Here is a 20,180-nt window from a genome sequence, read left to right on the forward strand (position 1 = left end):
AAGAGACAGGTTTTGCGGGATAGGAAATTAACCAGGTCGCTGGCACGTAAATGTTTTTTAAAAAAGAAAGTCCATTCGAGCACCCTCTGGTGCCAGGGACTCCAGCGTCTGATACAGGACATGGAAATTCAAGAACGTTGCGAAGGGAGATCTCTCCACCCCATAACCCGTAGTCGCCTCCCGGATGTCTTCGAGGAAGAGGATTATCGTCTGTCACCAATGCAGCGGGAGTGGCTCTATGGAAATTACGAGCAGAACCCGTATAAGCCGGAACAGAAAATCTATAAAACCAAAAGTGGTATCATGGTACGTTCTAAATCGGAACGGAGCCTGGCAGATTTTTTCACGGAACGCGGCGTCGCTTTCCGATACGAGGCAAAACTGGCCATCAACGGCAAGGTGTATTATCCGGATTTCATGATCCTTTGCGATGATGGGCGCATCCTGATCTGGGAGCACTTCGGCCTGATGGATAAGGAAGAATACTTCATCAGCGCCTGCCGCAAACTGGAACAGTACCGCAGAGCCGGATACGTGCAGCATTCCAACTTGATCTGCACTTACGAGGAAGATCTACGGTCCGGGGCGGTGCTGGAGGAGATTTTGCTTCGGTATGAGCTGTACTCGTAATCAATTATTTCCTCCTGCGTCCAGCAATTGTGCCGACAAGCCCGAATGCGACTGCCCAGAGAAGCCAGCCGCAACCGATGGAATACAGCGGCATTTTAGTCACGAAGCCAAGCGGCAGGCCGTAACCGTACAGGATCTCCAACAGGCTTCCAAGCAGTGATCCGAAAAACGCTCCTTTAAATACTGCATTAGAGACACGATCGCGAAACAGGGAAAGAATGATCAGGGTCAGGGCTCCCGGATAAACCAGGCTCAGGATCGGAGCAGCCAGAGCGACGATCTTGTCCAGCCCGAAATTTGCAACAAAGGCACTGAATAAGCAGATGGCGGCAGCGAGAAGCTTATAATTCAGCCGGCCTTTTGACAGCGTGCTGAAATAGTCTGCGCTGGCGCTGACCAGTGCAACGGCCGTTGTCAGGCAAGCCAGTGCTACGATTATACCTAGAATAATGACCCCGGCGTGTCCCAGCAGTCCGCTGGTGATATTCACCAGCAGTTCAGAACGATTGATCCGCAGATTATACGTGCCGGATACGGTGGCACCCAGATATGTCAGCCCGAAGTAGATCACCAGCAAAGCAATTGCAGCCACCAGACTGGCGTTTCTTACGACTTTATACTTCACGTGCGTTGCCGTATAGCCCTTGTCCATCACACTTTTTACGATGATGATCCCGAAAATCATCGCCGCCAGGACATCCATTGTCTGGTAACCGGAATTGATCCCTGCTACGACAACGTTGTCCATCATATGATCATCGGCAACTTCTCCCAGCGGAGAGATGATCCCGGCAACGATCAGCGTCAGCAGTCCCAGGACCAGAGCGGGAGTCAGGATCTTGCCGATGATATCTACGACAGAGGATTCCCTGATGGTCAAAAGCAGGACCAGCAGAAAGAAGATCCCGCTGGTAAGCCATAAAGACACATCGCCGAATACTGGTTCTGTGAACATTTCCTGAACTGTAGCCCCGGTTCGCGGAAGGGCGATGAAGGGGCCGATGCAAAGGATGATAGCAGACAGCATGATCTCACCGGGGACTTTGCCGATGCGCGTGGTTATGGTAGAGATCTCGCCTCCGTTTCGGATCAATGCAAAGATCGCCAGAATGGCGATCCCGATGCCGGCCATGTAGTAGCAGAGAAAACCCAGCCCCCACAAGTTGCCGGACCCCATCCCCAGATACGGCGGGAAAATGATATTTCCGGCCCCGAAGAACATGGAAAAAAGCGCAAATCCGATCACCAGCTGATCGATGCGCTGCTGTTTTAATGATTTCATACGAATGAAGTTCCTTTTCTGTTTTGTCATATAAAAATTTTGTCGCGTAAAGATACGGTAACATATTCAAAGGGAGAAAGCAACGGAAATCTGTAGAAAAACACATCTTGCCGGTTCTTTCCATCTTTCCGCGCCTGCTGGTGGCGGCTGCCAGATATTTCAAATGTGCAAAAAACGCGCTTTCAAGCGATAATATACAGAAACGGTTTCTGTATATTACTGTGAAATGAAATGATTTCGTAGAAAATCGTGCCGGAATACTTTTGCCGAGTCTTGACTTTGCAGGCGTTAGCGTGTAAAATAAATCCGTGTCACGTATGTGGCATGATTTTTTCGTGTGAGCAGGATGGGATCCCGTCCGGGCGAGCACGGCTAAATATCAGTTTTAGTTCGCTGAAGACGTTTCCTTTGCAGCGGGAATCAGAGATTCCCGGAGGGCGTAAGCTTTGCAGGAAACCCAGTAGGCAGGGCCGAACCGGATCGGGTGCGCAGCATGCGATCTCAGTAGGTAGAAAGGAAGATGAAATGAGTTCATTTATCGCAAAACCTGCAGAAGTAGAACGTAAATGGTACGTTGTTGATGCAGAAGGCAAGAACCTCGGAAGAATGGCTTCTCAGATCGCAGCTATCTTAAGAGGCAAGAACAAACCGACTTACACTCCGCACGTTGACTGTGGCGACTACGTTATCGTGATCAACGCAGAAAAGGTTGAGGTAACAGGCAAGAAGAGAAAAGAAAAGATCTACAAGAGACATACAGGATATCCGGGTGGTCTCAGAGAAATGACTTTCGAGCAGATGATGGAAAAGCATCCTACCGAAGTTGTGAGACACGCTGTTAAGGGCATGATGCCAAACGGCAAGCTGGGTAGACAGATGTACAAGAAGTTAAAGGTTTACGCAGGCCCTGAGCACGAACATGCAGCTCAGAAGCCGGAAGTACTGGATATTTAAGGAAGGGAGGAATTAAACGATGGCAAAGACACAGTATTATGGAACAGGAAGAAGAAAATCTTCAGTTGCTAGAGTTAGATTAGTCCCTGGTAACGGAAATATCACAGTAAACAAGAAATCTCTCGATGATTACCTTTCCCAGGAAATCGTAAAGAGAGAGGTTAAGAGACCTTTTGAAATTGCTGGATGCGAAGGCAAGTTTGACGTGATCGCTACAGTGCATGGCGGTGGTTACACTGGTCAGGCAGGCGCACTCAGACACGGAATTTCCAGAGCTCTCTGTGAAGCTGACAGAGAAGCTTACAGACCGGCCCTCAAGGCTGCCGGATTCCTGACAAGAGATTCCAGAATGAAAGAAAGAAAGAAATACGGTCTCAAGAAAGCAAGAAGAGCAAGCCAGTTCTCGAAGAGATAGCAGCACTTGTCCTTGCGATTGCTCCGAATGGAGCAGAGCAATGGAATGTGCGCCGTCATATGTCGCAGGAGCTTTGCTCCGTGGCGACCAACGACGCAGAACTGCTGAGGACAACGGAAACCTTGAAATTAGCGGGTTTCTGACAGATTGGATAGTTATGAAAATTGCAGATTTCCGGTTCGTTACTAACACATTACTAACATGTTACTAACAAACCGCTGCAGATGTGACTATGTAATTCAGAGATGTATTCTATGAAAATAGGATGCATCTCTTTTTTTGATTCGCAACTCTTAAATAAGATTTATGGCGTTTACGATCTCATCAATATCAAGCTGCGTATAAGTGTCGTTTATCAAGTCTTGTGAGTGTCCAAGAATCTTTTTTCGAATGGTTTCGCGAATCTCGGCTTTGTGCATCATGGAACTGCATGTGTATCTGCAGCAGTGAGGTGTATGATCCATACCGAGCTGTTCCATCAAAGGTTGGAAGCGTTTTTTGTGATAATTGTCGTACTTAAACTTCTCGCCATTGGAACGGTGAATGAGATATTCGCTGTCGGTATCTTCAAACCAGGATTTGTAGAATGGATATACTTTTTCTGCAATGGGAACTTTGCGAATTCCATTCTGGGTCTTGCTAGACACTACATCAAAGTACCGTTCTTCAAGGTGAACATCTTCTTTTTTGAGATCAAGAAGTTCACCGATTCGCACCCCGGAATATATCAACATCAGAGCCGTTTGACATATTGGGTTATCCTGATGCTCCCAAAGTTTCATTACTTCTTCTTCGGTAAACTTCTGCCGGTCATACTGATTTGGGTTCTTATCCTTGTACTGAGATATGTCAATATATTGACTGTAATCCTTCGATACGTAATCATACTTCATGGCATACTTGTACATTTTTGAAATGAGAATTTTCATTTTTCTCATAGTAGGATGGTTTTTATCGGTTGTGTCGAAGAGGTATTGAAAATCTTTAGCTTTGAGATCGATAAATATTTTATCGTGCAAAGGCGCACATGCATTAAATGCAGCTCTGTCGGCTGAAATAGTTGCTTCAGAAGCTGTTTTGAAAGCACGTTCGGACCATTCTTCATAAAGATCTTTGAATGTCATCTTTGATGTCTTAACATCATAAGGATTGTCATTATAGCTTGCAAGCATTTGAAGCCCTTCAGCTTTTGTTTCGGCATACCCGATTATTATATCGTCGCGGACAGATCTTCCGGTCTCATGATCCACATGGTATCCTAAGGTCTTTTTAACGATGAAGGGCTTTCGCCTCTTGCCGCTTAACTTATAGACACTTCCGTATCCATTAGGTAATCTCATCCATGAGTTATTCGACCGTCATACAAGAGTTGGGATATCCCAACAACAGCAAATCTTTGTGCTACTGGTTTAAGGAATATGAGAGCAACGGTGATTTTCATAAAGCTTACGCTGGTGGAAGTAAATATACTGATGAACAAAAACAGATGGCTGTCGCGTATTATCCTTAGTTTCCTGAGGACTTCCGACTAAAAGGGTTTCCCACTCAAAAATCTACATAGAGAAATCGCCAAAAACCCAACAATATCACGGGGTTTTGGCGATTTTCGCTTGACCACAACAGGTGGAGGAACGAGACAGGAGAAACCGAAGCTGCATGGCTAAATTCACCCGACGCTAACAACGTTAAAGGAACAGGTGCGATTGCCTGACAAACTGCGTAAAACATCCCCGTTTCGACGTGCACGGATGATTAAAGACGGTTGATGTGATACCATCACAGCCGATCAGAATATCATAATTATGCGCGAAAAGCGCATTGTTATTCTTCGGGCTTGTTGATTTTTCTGGAAAATGTTGTTCGGTGTATTCCAAGAACATCCGCAGCTACACTTTTGTTCGGGAAAAGCTCAAGCGCTTTTTCAAACATTGCATTTTCCATTTCCTGCTGTGCTTCTTTCAGCGGAATGATTTTGTTTATTTTAATTTCAATCGCGTCAACAGTGGCGGTGTCCTTTCGAACAGATTCCGGAAGATTATCTGCCGAAATAACGGAAGAGGGCGTAGTAACAACCAGTCGCTCAATCAGATTTTCCAGCTCTCTTATGTTTCCCGGCCATGGAGCGTTCGTTAAGATAGCCATTGCGTCCCTGCTGAAATGCTTATTCTTATGATATTTCTCGTTGAATCTTTTCAGGAACTCATGCGTCAGGTGCGGAATTTCGGAGCGGCGTTCCCTGAGGGGAGGAATGTAAAGAGGCACAACATTCAAACGGTAATACAGATCTTCACGGAACTGTCCGGACTCAACCATCTTCGCGAGATTTCTGTTTGTTGCAGCAATGATTCTGATATTCGCGGTCATCGGTTTTACCGAACCGATTGTATAATAAGATTTCGTCTGGATCAGATCCAGAAGTTTAACCTGCATGTTCAAGGGGAGCTCCCCGATTTCATCCAATAACAATGTTCCGCCTTCCGCTGCAGCAATCAGGCCCGGCTTTCCCTGGTTCAGCGCGCCTGTAAAGGCCCCCTTTTCATATCCAAACAGTTCGGATTCAATCAGGCTGTCCGGAATGGCACCGCAATTGACCTTCACGAAGGGACCGTTCTTGTTGATACTGGTATCGTGAATCTGTTTGGCCATGACATCTTTTCCGACGCCTGTCTCCCCCTCGATCAGAACAGTCGAATCTACTTCCGTGATCTGCATGACAGTATTCAAAGCATGCTGCATCGTGATATTGGAGGTAATGATTTTATTGTTCGTTTCTGTATAAATGGATTGCTTTTCGTATTCTCGTATTAACTCTTCTGCTTCCTGCAGTTTGCTTTCAAGGGTCGTTATAGAGGTAACATCTTTTGAAATGTTGAATATTTTGTACAACTCACCATTTTGATCGTATACAGGAGTGCTTGTAACAAGAAGCCGGTGTCCGGTTTTCGTATCCTGCACCAGGGTACTGGGAGTGCCCTTATCCAGCACTTCTCTTGTAACCGACTTAGAAAGGATGCCGTTTTTTTCGAGATCCCGGACATTCGTTCCGATGGCCAGCTCACGTTTTAATCCAAATTGTTCCTCTATCGCTGAATTGGTTTTGATCAAAACACCATTTTTATTTGATACAGTCAGCAAGTCAAAGATGTTATCAAATATGAACTCATCATCCAGATACTCCTTTCTGCATTTGACGATAAGCTTCAGCATTTTTTCAAAGTCGGCTTCGGTCCAATCGTTCATCAGATCGGTTATACCATAAATGGTGACAAGATGGCTGCTGTTACCGTCTTCGTTGGCATTCGTAACGCAGACCAGATAATTTTCTTCCGGCGTTTCAATCAAAGCACAGTTTATCGGAAAGAAAACCGTTGATTTGATGATTTTAGCCAGCGTTGCCGTTGGGTTTGATTTCTTATGTGCGGCAATGGATTCTATGCTCTGCATAAAGGTCTTATTTGCGTACGAAATGGAGCCTTCCTTCGAAGAGAAGCAAATCCCGTAAAGGGATTGATCCAGATCCTCGTTATGACATTCACTCAAAGAAGGAATGTTTCCTAAACTAGTATCAGAATCCAGAAGCTGAAACAATATAGATTTTATAACATCCATCACATACCTCCTCCTAAATTCTTTGATGATATTGTAGCATGTTTACTACACGGCGTGCAAGACTGCTACAACATTTGTTTTTAAATTAACAATCAATTAATTAAACTCAGCAAATATGGTTCATTTCAAAAAAACAACCATTATTTAAGGGCTGAATTTGTAGATACACCTAAAAACCGGATTGGCACAATAATTGCTACTTTAACAGAGTATACAAGTTAAAGTCGATGAAAAAAAGGAGACCCTCAATGCAATCAAACAGAGATCGAATTAAGGAAATGATTGAACACATTTCAACATTCAATGATGCAGATCCCGGTGAAGGAATCAGCAGATTCAGCTATAGCGAAAACGATGCTAAAGCCAGAAAATATCTGATAGATATCTGCGAAGATATAGGCCTGAAGGTACGTGTTGACGCAGTAGGCAATGTATTTGCGAGGCTCGTCGGGACTGATGAAAGCCTTCCTGTCGTAATGTCAGGATCGCACATTGACTCCGTCAAGAACGGAGGAAGGTTTGACGGCCTTGTCGGCAGCATCGGAGCGCTTGAAGCTGTCCGTGTTATGGTCGAAGAAGGATATCAGCCAAAGAATTCCATCGATATTGTGTTCTTCGCTGAAGAAGAAGGCTCCAACTTCCAAGTTCCGGTTATGGGCAGCAAGCTCCTTACAGGCAAGCTGACTGTAGACGATATCAAGGAAATCAAAAACGAAGCCGGCATTACCGCCTACGATATGATTAAAAACGCAGGCTATGATCCAGACAACATGCCAAACGATGTCATTGCTCCGGGAACTGTCAAGAATATGATCGAACTCCATATCGAGCAAAGTGTCCGTCTCGACAAGGAAGGGCACACCATCGGTATCATCAGCGGCATCGCAGGTTTGAACTGGATTACGATCACACTGGAAGGGGTACAGAACCACGCTGGCGCGACACCAATGTTCCTGAGACAGGATCCAATGGTCGCCGCATCAAAGATCATTGCTGAAATAGACGGCATTGCCAAGGCAATCAACGATACCATTGTTGCTACGGTAGGATATATCGAAGTGACCCCGAACATTCCAAACGCAATTCCTAATGGAGTGAAATTCGTCGTCGATGTCAGAGATATCCAGCAGGAGACGATTCAGCAGTGCGTTGATGAAATCAAAGCGGTTACAGAGAAATATGCGAAGGAAAACGATGTGAAATTCACAGTAGAGAAGACTGCAAGCTCCGAAGCAATCAAAATCCAGGATTATATTAAGGAAGTCATGGTAGAACAGGCAGAGAAACTTGATCTTGATTATGTCCTGATGCCAAGCGGCGCCGTACACGACTCAAACTATATGGCAGAAGTGACAGATGTTGCGATGATTTTCGTGCCGAGTGTCGATGGAAGAAGCCATGTTAATGAGGAGTACACAGACTGGGATGACATCAAAGCAGGCGTGGATCTGCTTCTGAACACTCTGGTTGCTATTTCACAATAATGTTTGATGCCATAATTCGATGGTTTATTATACAGTTTTTACCAATTTCAAGAAAAGGAGCAAAAGATGAAAAAGGTACTTATCAAGAACGGAACGATTGTTACTGCAACGGACGAATTTAAAGGCGACCTGCTGTTAGCAGATGGGAAAATAGCAGCAATTGGAGGCGCTATCGACGCTTCTTCTGCCGACGAAGTATATGATGCCGAAGGAAAGTATGTAATGCCTGGCGGAGTTGACCAGCACACACACTTTGACTTCTCATTCGGCGACACAACATGTGTTGGATGGGAAGGCTCTCCTGCAGCTGTTGTGTCAGGAACGACAACGATCATAGACTTTGTAAACCAGAAGGTAGGCTCTTCTCTGAAGTCTTCCATCGATGAATATCAGAAGAACAAGGTCGATGGAAATGCATGCTGTGACTATGGCTATCACGGTGTTGTATATGATGCGAATGATGCTCTGTTCGAAGAAATCGAGCATATGCCTGAGTATGGCGTAACATCCCTGAAACTGTTCATGGCTTACAGAGGACAGCCATATCACTGCGATGACGATGCAGTCCTCAAAGCGCTGCAGGCCTCGAAGAAATCCGGCGTTACGATCATGGTTCACGCCGAGAGCGCGGATATGATCGCAACACTGCAGAAGCAGGTAGCGGCAAGCGGTGTAACCGGTCCGATTGGCCACGCACTTTCAAGACCACCGGTTGTTGAGGAAGAAGCAGTTAGCCGTGCTGCATATCTGGCAGAACTGGCAGCTGCACCAATTTATATTGTTCACGTAACGGCGAAGGGTGCAATGGAGGTAATCAGAGACAGATATGAAAAGGGTGTTGCTATCTTCGGCGAAACATGCACACACTACCTCACGATCACAACAGACGCTCTGGAGAAGCCGGGATTCGAAGGTGCGAAGGCAGTCTGTTCACCGGCACTGCGTTCACAGGATCACCTGGATGCTATGTGGGAAGCTGTTAAGAAAGGCTGGCTGAATGCAATCAGTTCAGACCACTGCGGATTTAACTATGAAACACATAAGCATGCTGGTTATGGTGAAGGCAAGACATTTGCTGACATCCCGAACGGAGCTCCGGGCCTCGAGAACAGAATACCGGTTGTTTGGACAGAAGGTGTTGAAAAGGGCAAGATTTCAAGAAAGAAATTCGTAGAGCTCATTGCTACAAATCCTGCTAAGATCAACGGTCTGTTCCCGCAGAAGGGCACCCTGGCAGTTGGATCGGATGCTGACGTAGTAATCTGGGATCCTACATACAAGGGCACAATCTCAATCGAAAACAGCCTGCAGGGATGCGACTACTGCGCATTTGAAGGATTTGATCAGATTGGTCGTGCAGACAAGGTATTCCTGAGAGGCGAACTCGTAGCCGATGCCGGCAAGTATGTTGGTGAAAAGGGCTCTGGTAAGTTCGTACCTGGTAAGCCATATGGCCTCTGCTATGAACTTGCTTAGTTAGTCGTGCTGAAACCAGTTAATGGGAGAGAACAATCAAAAGTGGTGAGTAGCCATGAGCAGTTTTCAATTACAAACTCACTACTAACATTGACAAAGCAAAATCCACTAATTTCAACGGTTGTCAGCTATCAAAGCGTTAATCTCGATTACCGAAGAGATAGCAGCACTTGTCCTTGCGATTGCTCCGAATGGAGCAGAGCAATGGAATGTGCGCCGTCATATGTCGCAGGAGCTTTGCTCCGTGGCGCCAACGACGCAGACCTATTCCAGCGAGCATTTTGCTCAACACCATTTGTGTGGACGACCCCCGAATTCCAACCCTTGGAATCGGGGGTTTTTATGTGGTGAAAAAAGTAAGACGCGAAAAGAATAAAATGTTTCCTAGCACATTGAAATATTTTATAATAAAGGGGAATTGACAATGAAACACATGGATGTTTCCCTGTATTTCACAGGAAGCATCCATTTTGTTTTAGCTTGAATTCTTTTGTTATTATAATAATCTATATATTCTTCAACTGCTTTTTCATATCCGTAGTACATCTCATTCTTCATTCTTCCGAAGAATGTTTCCATAATGGAGTTATCATAGCAGTTCCCTTTTCTCGACATAGATTGAATGATTCCGTGTTTACTAAGCCTATTTCTATGGTAAACATGTTAATATTGCCATCCTTGATCTGAATGAAATACTAATCCATTTACTATCGGAAACCTTTCAAATGCTCTGTCTAACATTCTCTTCACTTGCTCTAGATTAGGGCTTAATGATAAATCATAAGAAATGATTTCATTTAGCCTCTTCTAGTCGTACCCAGCTCCTTACCATTTTTCTAAAGTTATACTCCTTCACCCCTTTGGGAGTCTCTGGCCATAAACCCTCCCGATACAATTCAACAGCATTTCTCTTAAACTCATAACTATACCGCATAAAAATACCCTCCTTACCGGTCGGTCCAGTAAAGAGGGTACATATCAAAATGCAAGGGTTTTTTCTTTATCTTAGAATTATTACGAATAAATTCACTTTTTTTCATCGGCTCTTGACAAGTAACCGTTCGGTAACTATAATAAAGTTACCGAACGGTTACTTTATTGAAGGAGACAATTATGGCAGAGGGTACAAAGGAACGGATTTTGAGAATAGCACTGGAACTGTTTGCACAGAACGGCTACCTGGGGACGTCTATGAGTGATATTGCGAGACAGGTGGGGTTTACGAAAGCCGCATTGTATAAGCACTATGCCAGCAAACAAGAAATTTTGGATAAGATCGTGGAGCGAATGAACAAGATGGACTATGAACGTGCTGAGACGTATGAAATGCCGGAAACGGAACCAGATGGCTTTGCAGAAGCATATCTGCATGCACCAGTTCAAAAGATTCGCACGTACAGTCTTGCACAATTTGACCATTGGACAAAGGAGCCATTTTCCTCCAATTTCCGTAAAATGCTGACGCTGGAGCAATACCGTGATCCAAAACTGGCACAACTTCATCATGACTATCTTGCTGGTGGACCTTTGGAGTACATGGCGGCAATCTTCCGCAAGCTAGTAGATTCTGATGAGGACGCTATGCAGTTAGCGCTGGAATTCTATGGTCCGATGTATCTTCTATACAGTGTTTACGACGATGCCGAGGAAAAAGAATCGGTTTCTTCTTTACTGGCTATACATATTGATCACTTTATTTCCAAGGTGGAGTCTGATTACAGATTATCGTTTTGAAAGGAGACTACTATGGATGCAATTGTTTACACTACCAACACAGGAAGTGCCGAAAGATATGCCAAGCTGCTGGCGCAGGAAACTGGACTTCCGGTGTACTCTTTTGCAGAAGCGAAGAAGCAGGTCTTTTCCAAAGCAAAGATCATTTATCTGGGTTGGATCATGGCTGGTTCGGTCAAGGGCTATGCTGAGGCTGCAAAACGCTATCGGGTATGTGCTGTCTGCGGAGTTGGCATGGGACAGACCGGGACGCAAATAGAAAGTGTGCGGAAAAAATCAGCAATTCCGGCAGACATTCCGCTGTTCACACTGCAAGGGGATTTTAATGTGAAAAAGCTGCATGGTATCTACCGCCCTATGATGGAAATTATGGTTAAAACAATGGGTAAGAGCCTTGCTGAAAAGGCAGACCGTACTTCTGAGGAGGACGATATGTTGGATATGATGCTCCACGGAGGCGAGCGAGTCAAGGCGGAAAATCTAAGCGCTGTTCTCGATTGGTACCGCGTGCAGAGATAAGAATGGGGAGTTTTGATTTCGTACTGATTCTGTGGTCATGCACAGTATCTTTTTTAGGAGGAAAACCATGCAGTATGTCATTTCGATCTTGATTGCTACAGTCATCGCAGCTCTGGCAGGGTGGCTGATACAGCGCGATTCTCATCAGAAATCACTGACCATATTGACGGTCGCAGTTATCGTGGCTTTTTCAGTGGTGGCAACCGGGGCGCTGAACTACGTTGCCAAACATCCGTCAAATATCCTGAATTGGATGATCAACGGGGAGACGGGTGAAGCGGTTGAACACGACCTGGATGGTGCGACTTTGACATTGGAAGATTCCTGGACGGTATCGTCGTTTGACGATCTCACGGCTATCGGAAAGCTTTTTCAGAATTTTTCCAGAGAAGGCGATGAGGATCTGGAGGGAGAATGGTTGATTTTAAGTCCGGACGAGGATCCGGCGATTCTTTATTGCTATGATAATGAAGCAACAACGATTCAGTTAAGTGACCTGCGGGAGGCGCTGGAAGAAGATGAAAATATGACTGTCGAAAGCATAGAATTCCATGGGATCCCAGCCGTCGAAGGGACCGCGCAGAATCCAGAGAAGGAAGATAGCATAGATTATAAACAAATCTGTTTCATCGCGAACGACAAGTGTTACGAGCTGGTTGTCTATCATGATAAAGATGATGCAGCTGAGCGGATCGCGCAGAAGATTTTAGACGGATTGTCATTTTAAGCGTTTTGCTTCCGGTGGATTCGATCTTGCTTTCAGATCGCTGGCTTTTCCCATTTGCTTTTAGATCGCCGGCTTCCCTCCCATACAAAAAAACAAAGCAGGCAGCTTACAGCGATTTTTCGCTGCAGGCTGCCTGTTCTTATCTTTGTGAAGTTGCGCGGGACTTTTAATACATCCAGGTGGAGAATGAATCGTTGATGATCGCAACTACTATGCCCACTGCCCACAGTGCACAGCCGATGATGCCCAGAATAAATCCGGCTTTCCGGATACCTTCATCATTTCCTTCATTCTTTGCGGAGATCGCCAGAATGAGACCGATAAGACCACAGACACCGCAGCACACCAGACCTGCAATACCCAGAACGAGGGATGCGACTGCCTTGCCGTGTGCCGGAGGCTGACCGTTCGTTCCGGAAGTCTGGTAAGTGTTATATGCGTTTCCTGCATTGTAATTTTGTCCACCGGTAAACTGGTCGTTGTTTCCGCCGAACGTCTGGTTGCCGGTGCCGTAGGTATTGTACTGCTGGCCGGCATTCTGCTGAGCAGAGTCAGTGTACTGATATCCGCCGGAAGCCTGGTTGTCAGTGCCGTAAGTATTGTACTGCTGACCGGCATTCTGCTGAGCAGAGTCAGTGTACTGATATCCGCCGGAAGCCTGGTTGTCAGTGCCGTAAGTATTGTACTGCTGACCGGCATTCTGCTGAGCAGAGTCAGTGTACTGATATCCGCCGGAAGCCTGGTTGTCAGTGCCGTAAGTATTGTACTGCTGACCGGCATTCTGCTGAGCAGAGTCAGTGTACTGATATCCGCCGGAAGCCTGGTTGCCGGTGCCGTAAGTATTGTACTGCTGACTGGCATTCTGTGCAGGCTGCTGATACTGTCCGGTACCCTGTTCGTTATAGTGGTACATGTTGCCGACGTCTTGCGCAGGCGCCTGCTGATATGTATTCTGATCCTGCGGCTGAGATGTTGTTTCCTGATACATGTTGTCGTTCGCCGGCTGCTCAGGAGCCGGGTTGTTCGTGTAATTATTATTCATATTGTTATTTTCGTTCATGATGATGAATTCCTTTCCTGGCTTCAAAATGGCTTACATTATATTCCTATTGTAAATTGACTATTCGCAAAAGTCAATCATACTCAATCGAAAAACATTAAATCCCGGATAAAAAATGTAAAATTTAACGAGAAACAAAGGATTTAACCAGAAAGTGGCAGATTTCGAAAAATCGCAAAAATCATATAGATCACGATATTGATGTAAAGGATTCGCAGAAGGATCTTTGGATCTCGCAAGATTTTCGGATGTCCGAAAAATCCTGCAATGCTGATGAGGAACCATGCGGGGAAGCTAAAAAAAGCTACAGGATTATAGGCAAAAGCCGCAGGGATATCAAACCGCATCAAGGCCAGCGCCATCCGCGATGTGCCGCACCCCGGACACTGCAGCCCCGTGACCTCCCGAAACAGGCACGGGATCCGAAACGGCGTATGCAGGATCAAAAATGCATAAAGCACTCCCGCGCCGAAAATCGTCCCGTATATAATCAGTATTTTTTTCTGCACCGCATCGGGAAATCCTCTCCGCATCGCGCTCTCTGCACCGGGTTTAGGTCGGCTCATATCCTACTCCTTTTATCCTATGTGGATGCCCCACATCATGTTACTGAAACCATTATAACAAAGCCGCCACCCCGATTAAATCCCAATTTGCAAAATCTTCGTTTTCATCAAAAAACACCATCAAACGAAGAAAATCTCAACGATAGAATAGTTCGCCTCCTATCAAAATCTTCGAAATGCAAAATTTTTGGCGATTATCGAGAATCCTGAGAAATGGCATCCCTGTTGAGTGTCGGTTTACGGGACTAGAGTCCCGAGATCTCCCGAAAAAATTTCAATTTCGAGAAATAGAATATAAACTCTTTTGGAGCTGCTGCCGCAGATTCTCGTTTTTGCTTAAAATATTCGTCAAACGAAGATTTTGCAAAAAGCAGTCGAGCTAAAATCCTTGTAGATTCTCGATTTGCCTGAGAAATTTCACGAAACGAAGATTTTGCAAATAAAACCGCACCAGAGCCCCAGCCGAAGTCTTTGCAGAGTCGCCGATGGCCCATAGGACCGTCCGCGGCAACTTTTTCAGAGTCCGTGGCGAGTTCTCCCCCCCCTCGAATTTCCTGATGACTCCCCCTTGCGCCGACCTTACAAAAAAAGTATAATAGCTCTTGGTGTCCGGGTGGGGCGGGATGTAGCTGTTCCGCGTGCAAGCGGCAACAGTCCAAGCGATCGCCGCCAGAAAACCAGCCGCACACCGACATCACATTTTAAGGAGAAAAAATTGAACTCACTCATGAAAAACGAAATATCTCAGTGGCGGGACAACCCGAAGGACGACTTCCTGGGCGGACTGGTATCCGCGTTTTCCGTCATCCCGGAGGTGGTGGGTTTCACCATCATCGCGGGGGTCAATCCGATGCTGGGACTGTATACATCTGTCGCATTTCTGATTTTGTCGGCGTTTCTGGGCGGCCGGCCGGCCATGGTGTCCGCGGGAGCCGGTTCGATGGCGCTGGTTGTAGTAGCCCTCATCGCAGAATACGGGACAGAGTATTTATTTGCAGCGGTATTTTTAGCCGGGATCTTCCAGCTCATCATGGGGCTTTGCAAGGTGGGCAGGCTGATCAAGTACATTCCGCAGTGTGTCATGACCGGATTCGTGGATTCGCTGGCCATCATCATCTTCGTGTCCCAGATCAAGAATGCGCTGGGCGGCGGATTGACCATGTATGCGCTGGTGGCAGCCGGGATCGTCATCGTCTATTTGTTCCCGCGGATCACTAAGGCTGTACCATCCACGCTGATTGCTATCATCGTCGTAACGGCGGCAAGCGTATTCCTGGGTCTGACTACAACGTCTATCGGCGATATGGGTAACATGACGGCGGCACTGCCGGATGTACATCTGCCGACCTTGCTCCTCAGTTTGGAAACGTGGAAAATCGTCCTGCCGTACTCCATTTCCCTGGCTTTTGTTGGCCTCATCGAAACCCTGCTGACCCAGCAGGTGGTGGATCAGATGACGGAGACGACCAGCGACACTAACCGGGAATCCTGCAGTCAGGGCATCACCAATATGGTGTGCGGCTGCATCGGCGGCATGCCGGGCTGCGCCATGATCGGGCAAGCCATCGTCAACGTCAAGTCGGGCGGCCGGGGCCGTCTCAGCACGCTGGTGGCGGGCGTCATGCTCATCGCAGTGCTGGGCTTTGGCAGCGGGTTGCTCAACATCATTCCGCTGGCGGCGCTCATCGGGGTAATGATCACCGTGTCCATCGCGACCTTCGATTGGGATTCGCTCCGTTCCCTCAAGGATCAGTCGCCGCTGGAGATTTTGACGACGCTGCTGACGGTGGTCATCGTTGTGGCGACCAACAATCTGGCCTACGGCGTAGCGGCAGGTCTGGCGCTGTATTATGCAGGCGGTTTTGCTGCAAAGGCCTTTGTGAGGGCTTCGTAAAATCCTAAGGTGAGCGCGACCGCAGCGCGTATATATAATGAAAAAGAAAACAAGCTGGCGCATGGATTTCATGCGACCAGCTTGTTGCTTTTTTGTTTGATCCGGGATGCGCGGAGCAGCTTTTACAGTACTTCCTTGATGGCAGCCAGCAGATCGTCGTACTCGTCGTAAGCCGGCAGCTCTGGATATTCCGCTTTGATGGCGTCGGTGCTCTTGAACAGGAATCCGGCTTTGCTTGCCTGGATCATGCCGATATCGTTATGGCTGTCGCCGCTGGCGATGGTTTCAAATCCGCAGGACTGCAGCGCTTTTACCGTAGTGTATTTGGATTTCTCACAGCGCATTTTATGCTTTAAGATCGTGCCGTCTTCTGCGATTTCCAGCGTGTTGCAGAACAGTGTCGGCCAGTCCAGCTTTTTCATCAGAGGCTGTGCGAACTGTTCGAATGTGTCGCTGATGATGATGACCTGCGTGATGCTGCGCAGCTCGTCCAGAAATTCCTTTGCACCCGGCATCGGGTCGATTTTGCTGATCGTATCCTGGATCTCTTTGATTCCCAGACCGTGTTCTTTCAGGATATTCAGTCTGTATTCCATCAGTTTATCGTAATCCGGCTCGTCGCGCGTAGTTTTCTTCAATTCTTCGATTCCGGTAGCTTCGGCGAATGCGATCCAGATTTCCGGAACCAGAACGCCTTCCATGTCTAAGCAAACAATATTCATGATTTTCCCTCCTGTGTGTCAAAACGTGTGCAGAACTCTGCACCATAATATACTATAAAACATTCTAGCACAAACAGGACCGCTTCGGGGAAAAATATTTTGACGAGATGAGAAAAAAGCAGTACTATAAAGTAAAACAACAGTAGGAATAAACGGGAGAAACACCATGACATCAGAAGGAACTCGAACAAGAGAAAAAATTTATATCATAGGGCACAAAAATCCGGATACTGATTCCATCTGCTCGGCTATCGCTTATACGGAACTGAAGAAAGCGGTGCTGGAGAGAAAGCTTGCCGACGGAACTTTCGAAGCGGAGAATCCTTTGCAGGAAGGGATGCCGGTCCCGATCCCGGAATATATCGCCTGCCGGGCAGGGATCGTCAATGAGGAGACGAAATACGTGCTGGAGTATTTCGACGTGGAGCCGCCACAGTATCAGGACAATGTGCAGCCGCAGATCGCCGATATGGATCTGAACCTGGTTCCGGGGATCGAAGGGCGCGCGTCTATCAAGCAGGCATGGGAGCTGATGCAGGAAGAACACGCCAAGTCAGTGCCGGTGCTGGCAGAAGGAAAACTGAAGGGGATCGTGACCATCACGGATATCGCCCAGTCCTATATGGACAAGAGCGACAGCAGTGTATTGTCGCGCGCAGGGACGAGGTTTGCCAGCATTGCAGAGACCCTGAACGGGCATATTGTCTGCGGCGGATCGGATGAGGTCTTTGAGGATGGGAAAGTAACGATCGCGGCATCCAGCCCGGATGTTATGGAGGAAGTGATCGAGCCGTCGGATCTGGTCATTGCCGGCAATCGGTTCGAGACTCACTTTACGGCCATCGAACTGGGAGCCCGATGCCTGGTGATGTGTCAGGGGGCAACTCCGACCAAGACCATCAAAAAACTGGCAGAAGAGCGGGGCTGCATCATCATCAACACACCGTATGACACCTTCACAGCGGCAAGACTTATCAACCAGAGTATGCCGGTGCAGTTCTTTATGACCGGGGAAAATCTGGTGACATTCCAGATGGGTGATGCCGTGGAAGATATCGAAAACATTATGAAAACCAACAGGTTCCATAACTTCCCAGTCGTTGAAAAATGCGGCAATTATGTGGGATTGATCTCGCGGCGCAGACTGTTGAATATGAATCGAAAAAAAGTTATCCTGGTGGACCACAATGAGATCAGCCAGGCGGTAGACGGTATCCAGAAAGCAGATATACTGGAAATCGTCGATCACCACAGACTGGGTGGATTCGAGACGCTGGAACCGGTATTTTTCCGCAATCAGCCGGTGGGCTGTACGGCGACTATCATCACCCAGCTTTACGATGAGAAAGGCGTTGTGCCGGATCGCAAGATCGCAGGGCTTCTGGCTTCTGCTATCATCTCCGATACCCTCATGTTCCGCTCCCCGACCTGCACGGCTTTAGATCGTGCCACCTGCGAGCGGCTTGCGGATATGGCGGGCATCAACATCACCGAGATGGCTAATAATATGTTCCAGGCGGCCAGCAGCCTGCAGGGCAAGACCCCGGAAGAAATATGTTATCAGGACTTCAAGATCTTTAATAATGAAGGTCGCTCTTTCGGTGTCAGCCAGGTTACTTCCATGGATAGCCGGGAGCTGGACAGCATCCGCGAAAAGGTGGAAGCGTATCTGCCTCAGGTCATGGAACAGCAGGATCTGGATATGATGTTCATGATGATGACTAATATCGTAGACACCTCTACGGAACTTCTCTGCTGCGGTCTGCACGCTGATCTTCTGGCCAAGGAAGCCTTTGACATCGCGGACGGCGACGAGCATATCATCTTGAAAGATATCGTTTCCCGCAAGAAGCAGTTCCTGCCGGCCTTTGTTGAAGCACTGCACCAGTAGAGGTGTAGTGCTGCCTGGGCCATTCTCCGGATTTCTGCAAAGCCTCCGGCGACCAGGGGGGCTCTTTTGTCATACTGCGGGGGTTTCGGGTCAAAATATTTATTTCTTGAATATAGAAATAAATCCATCTCGTGGAAAAAGAACTAGTATTATACATCCTACTAAAATATTTTTTGTCCGGTTCATCTGTCCGGACATCTTTTTTATTTTTGAATATTCTTCTGCTGGAGTGCCCCCCGGTGAACAGGTATAGGGTGACAGATAGTACGTTTCGGAACGAATTGTTCTCCCTCTGTAAAAATCACAAGCATCCCCCTCGGACAAATCACGGCATTTCCACCCCCTTGCCACTTGAATAGACTGATGCTACCATAGCGAAACTAAATTTGTGTACCTTGCGAAAGCGGTGGTAAAAATAGGTCATGACACATGACAAAAACGTTTATTTATTTACGGACAGGAGGAAATGAGTGTGAAGATGTGTAAAAAAGGGATCGCATGGATCCTCGCGTTGATGCTGGTGCTGAGCATGGCTCCAAGCGTGTTTGCGGCAGAAGGGGAAAACGGTACTTCGGCAGCGCGGCCGTATGAGGTAAAGAATCCATCCGCGATTCCTATCGGAGAAAACAATGCTATTTATCGTAATAAAACATTAAGTGATCTGGAACAGGATAAAAATGGAGATATTACAGGTGAACTGACGTTAGAAACCTATGTAAAAGGGGAAGTAAAGACCAAGGGTAAGCCGTCGGATATCGTACTGGTACTGGATGTGTCCGGTAGTATGAATGGAGATGTTGTAAGCTATGATGCAGTTTATGGTAGTGATATCAAGAAGGATAAAACCTATTATATTTCGACGACGGACTTGTGGGGAGACAAAGTATATCGTAAAGTTTCATATCGGAATGGTACATGGCATCAAGAATTCTCTTTGAACACAGTAGTACCCAAAAACGGACCGAATGATTCGGATCGGACCCATACGCAATTTTATGTGAAAGACAGTCAGAAAAAAATGACTGCATTAAAAAACGCAGTAAATGGATTCATTGATGAAACCGATACTACTAACAATGGAATTAAAAATGATGAAGATAAAAATAAAATTTCTATCGTAAAATTTGCCGGGAAAAAGGCGGATAAAACAGGAAATGATTTTTATAAAGAGGCTGTCTCTTATACACATCTGACGCTGCCGCGAGCGATCTAGTGGG

At 46.7% G+C, this 20,180-nt stretch carries 18 protein-coding genes; 11 read left to right on the forward strand and 7 right to left on the reverse strand.

Going from position 1 to position 20,180, the window contains the following annotated elements:
* Positions 1 to 630, forward strand: a 630-nt coding sequence (locus tag H8876_RS07110) for a hypothetical protein (RefSeq protein WP_465250737.1), incomplete at its 5' end; no start/stop codon positions are given.
* Positions 631 to 634: 4 nt separating this feature from the next.
* Here H8876_RS07110 and brnQ read toward each other — a convergent pair.
* Positions 635 to 1,912 (reverse strand): branched-chain amino acid transport system II carrier protein, encoded by a 1,278-nt coding sequence (gene brnQ, locus H8876_RS07115; protein ID WP_249287154.1) that lies wholly within the window; start codon positions 1,910 to 1,912, stop codon positions 635 to 637.
* A 525-nt stretch (positions 1,913 to 2,437) separates the two neighbouring features.
* On the opposite strand from brnQ, the gene rplM reads away from it, so the two are divergent.
* Together rplM and rpsI are read left to right on the forward strand one after the other, a co-directional pair.
* The gene (gene rplM / locus H8876_RS07120) at positions 2,438 to 2,866 is read left to right on the forward strand and encodes a 50S ribosomal protein L13 (RefSeq protein WP_177265783.1); all 429 of its coding nucleotides are present in this window, start codon (positions 2,438 to 2,440) and stop codon (positions 2,864 to 2,866) included.
* Between the two features lie 19 nt (positions 2,867 to 2,885).
* Positions 2,886 to 3,281: a 30S ribosomal protein S9 gene (gene rpsI, locus H8876_RS07125; protein WP_177265782.1), complete on the forward strand. Its 396-nt coding sequence runs from the start codon at positions 2,886 to 2,888 to the stop codon at positions 3,279 to 3,281.
* A 293-nt stretch (positions 3,282 to 3,574) separates the two neighbouring features.
* Here rpsI and H8876_RS07130 read toward each other — a convergent pair whose 3' ends face one another.
* Together H8876_RS07130 and H8876_RS07135 are read right to left on the reverse strand one after the other, a co-directional pair.
* Positions 3,575 to 4,621 carry a tyrosine-type recombinase/integrase gene (locus H8876_RS07130; RefSeq protein WP_249287155.1) on the reverse strand — a complete coding sequence of 349 codons (1,047 nt, stop codon included), beginning with the start codon at positions 4,619 to 4,621 and terminating at the stop codon, positions 3,575 to 3,577.
* Between the two features lie 481 nt (positions 4,622 to 5,102).
* Positions 5,103 to 6,890, reverse strand: a complete 1,788-nt coding sequence (locus H8876_RS07135) for a sigma-54 interaction domain-containing protein (RefSeq protein WP_249287156.1) — start codon at positions 6,888 to 6,890, stop codon at positions 5,103 to 5,105.
* A gap of 248 nt (positions 6,891 to 7,138) precedes the next feature.
* Here H8876_RS07135 and H8876_RS07140 point away from each other — a divergent pair, with 248 nt between their 5' ends.
* Both H8876_RS07140 and hydA read left to right on the forward strand, forming a co-directional pair.
* Positions 7,139 to 8,374, forward strand: a complete 1,236-nt coding sequence (locus H8876_RS07140) for a M20 family metallo-hydrolase (RefSeq protein ID WP_249287157.1) — start codon at positions 7,139 to 7,141, stop codon at positions 8,372 to 8,374.
* A 66-nt stretch (positions 8,375 to 8,440) separates the two neighbouring features.
* Entirely contained in the window at positions 8,441 to 9,850 is a 1,410-nt protein-coding gene (gene hydA / locus H8876_RS07145; RefSeq protein ID WP_249287158.1) for a dihydropyrimidinase, read from the forward strand.
* A 402-nt stretch (positions 9,851 to 10,252) separates the two neighbouring features.
* Here hydA and H8876_RS10335 read toward each other — a convergent pair whose 3' ends face one another.
* On the reverse strand, positions 10,253 to 10,465 hold the full coding sequence (locus tag H8876_RS10335) for an IS3 family transposase (RefSeq protein ID WP_417493466.1): 213 nt from the start codon (positions 10,463 to 10,465) through the stop codon (positions 10,253 to 10,255).
* Positions 10,466 to 10,963: 498 nt separating this feature from the next.
* Between H8876_RS10335 and H8876_RS07150 the strand changes: the two genes are divergently transcribed.
* From H8876_RS07150 to H8876_RS07160, 3 genes are all read left to right on the forward strand, one after another.
* Positions 10,964 to 11,584 carry a TetR/AcrR family transcriptional regulator gene (locus tag H8876_RS07150; protein ID WP_249287159.1) on the forward strand — a complete coding sequence of 207 codons (621 nt, stop codon included), beginning with the start codon at positions 10,964 to 10,966 and terminating at the stop codon, positions 11,582 to 11,584.
* 12 nt (positions 11,585 to 11,596) lie between these two features.
* On the forward strand, positions 11,597 to 12,103 hold the full coding sequence (locus H8876_RS07155; RefSeq protein WP_249287160.1) for a hypothetical protein: 507 nt from the start codon (positions 11,597 to 11,599) through the stop codon (positions 12,101 to 12,103).
* Positions 12,104 to 12,170: 67 nt separating this feature from the next.
* Positions 12,171 to 12,830, forward strand: a complete 660-nt coding sequence (locus tag H8876_RS07160; protein ID WP_249287161.1) for a hypothetical protein — start codon at positions 12,171 to 12,173, stop codon at positions 12,828 to 12,830.
* 166 nt (positions 12,831 to 12,996) lie between these two features.
* Here the strand turns inward: H8876_RS07160 and H8876_RS07165 are convergent, their stop codons facing one another.
* Entirely contained in the window at positions 12,997 to 13,890 is an 894-nt protein-coding gene (locus H8876_RS07165) for a DUF4190 domain-containing protein (RefSeq protein ID WP_249287162.1), read from the reverse strand.
* A 143-nt stretch (positions 13,891 to 14,033) separates the two neighbouring features.
* Complete coding sequence (locus H8876_RS07170) at positions 14,034 to 14,456, reverse strand: DUF2752 domain-containing protein (RefSeq protein ID WP_249287163.1); 423 nt, start codon at positions 14,454 to 14,456, stop codon at positions 14,034 to 14,036.
* A gap of 715 nt (positions 14,457 to 15,171) precedes the next feature.
* Between H8876_RS07170 and H8876_RS07175 the strand changes: the two genes are divergently transcribed.
* Positions 15,172 to 16,350: a SulP family inorganic anion transporter gene (locus tag H8876_RS07175; RefSeq protein ID WP_249287164.1), complete on the forward strand. Its 1,179-nt coding sequence runs from the start codon at positions 15,172 to 15,174 to the stop codon at positions 16,348 to 16,350.
* A gap of 122 nt (positions 16,351 to 16,472) precedes the next feature.
* On the opposite strand, the gene thrH is transcribed toward H8876_RS07175, so the two are convergent.
* Positions 16,473 to 17,072, reverse strand: coding sequence for a bifunctional phosphoserine phosphatase/homoserine phosphotransferase ThrH (gene thrH, locus H8876_RS07180; protein ID WP_249287165.1), 600 nt, complete (start codon positions 17,070 to 17,072; stop codon positions 16,473 to 16,475).
* A 166-nt stretch (positions 17,073 to 17,238) separates the two neighbouring features.
* On the opposite strand from thrH, the gene H8876_RS07185 reads away from it, so the two are divergent.
* Both H8876_RS07185 and H8876_RS07190 read left to right on the forward strand, forming a co-directional pair.
* Positions 17,239 to 18,963, forward strand: a complete 1,725-nt coding sequence (locus H8876_RS07185; protein ID WP_249287166.1) for a putative manganese-dependent inorganic diphosphatase — start codon at positions 17,239 to 17,241, stop codon at positions 18,961 to 18,963.
* 472 nt (positions 18,964 to 19,435) lie between these two features.
* A complete protein-coding gene (locus H8876_RS07190; protein WP_249287167.1) occupies positions 19,436 to 20,176 on the forward strand; it encodes a hypothetical protein in 741 nt (246 codons plus the stop codon).
* Positions 20,177 to 20,180: the final 4 nt, after the last annotated feature.

It is taken from the genome of Lentihominibacter faecis (assembly GCF_014306095.1).
In the GTDB taxonomy this organism is placed as follows: Bacteria; Bacillota; Clostridia; order Peptostreptococcales; family Anaerovoracaceae; genus Lentihominibacter; species Lentihominibacter faecis.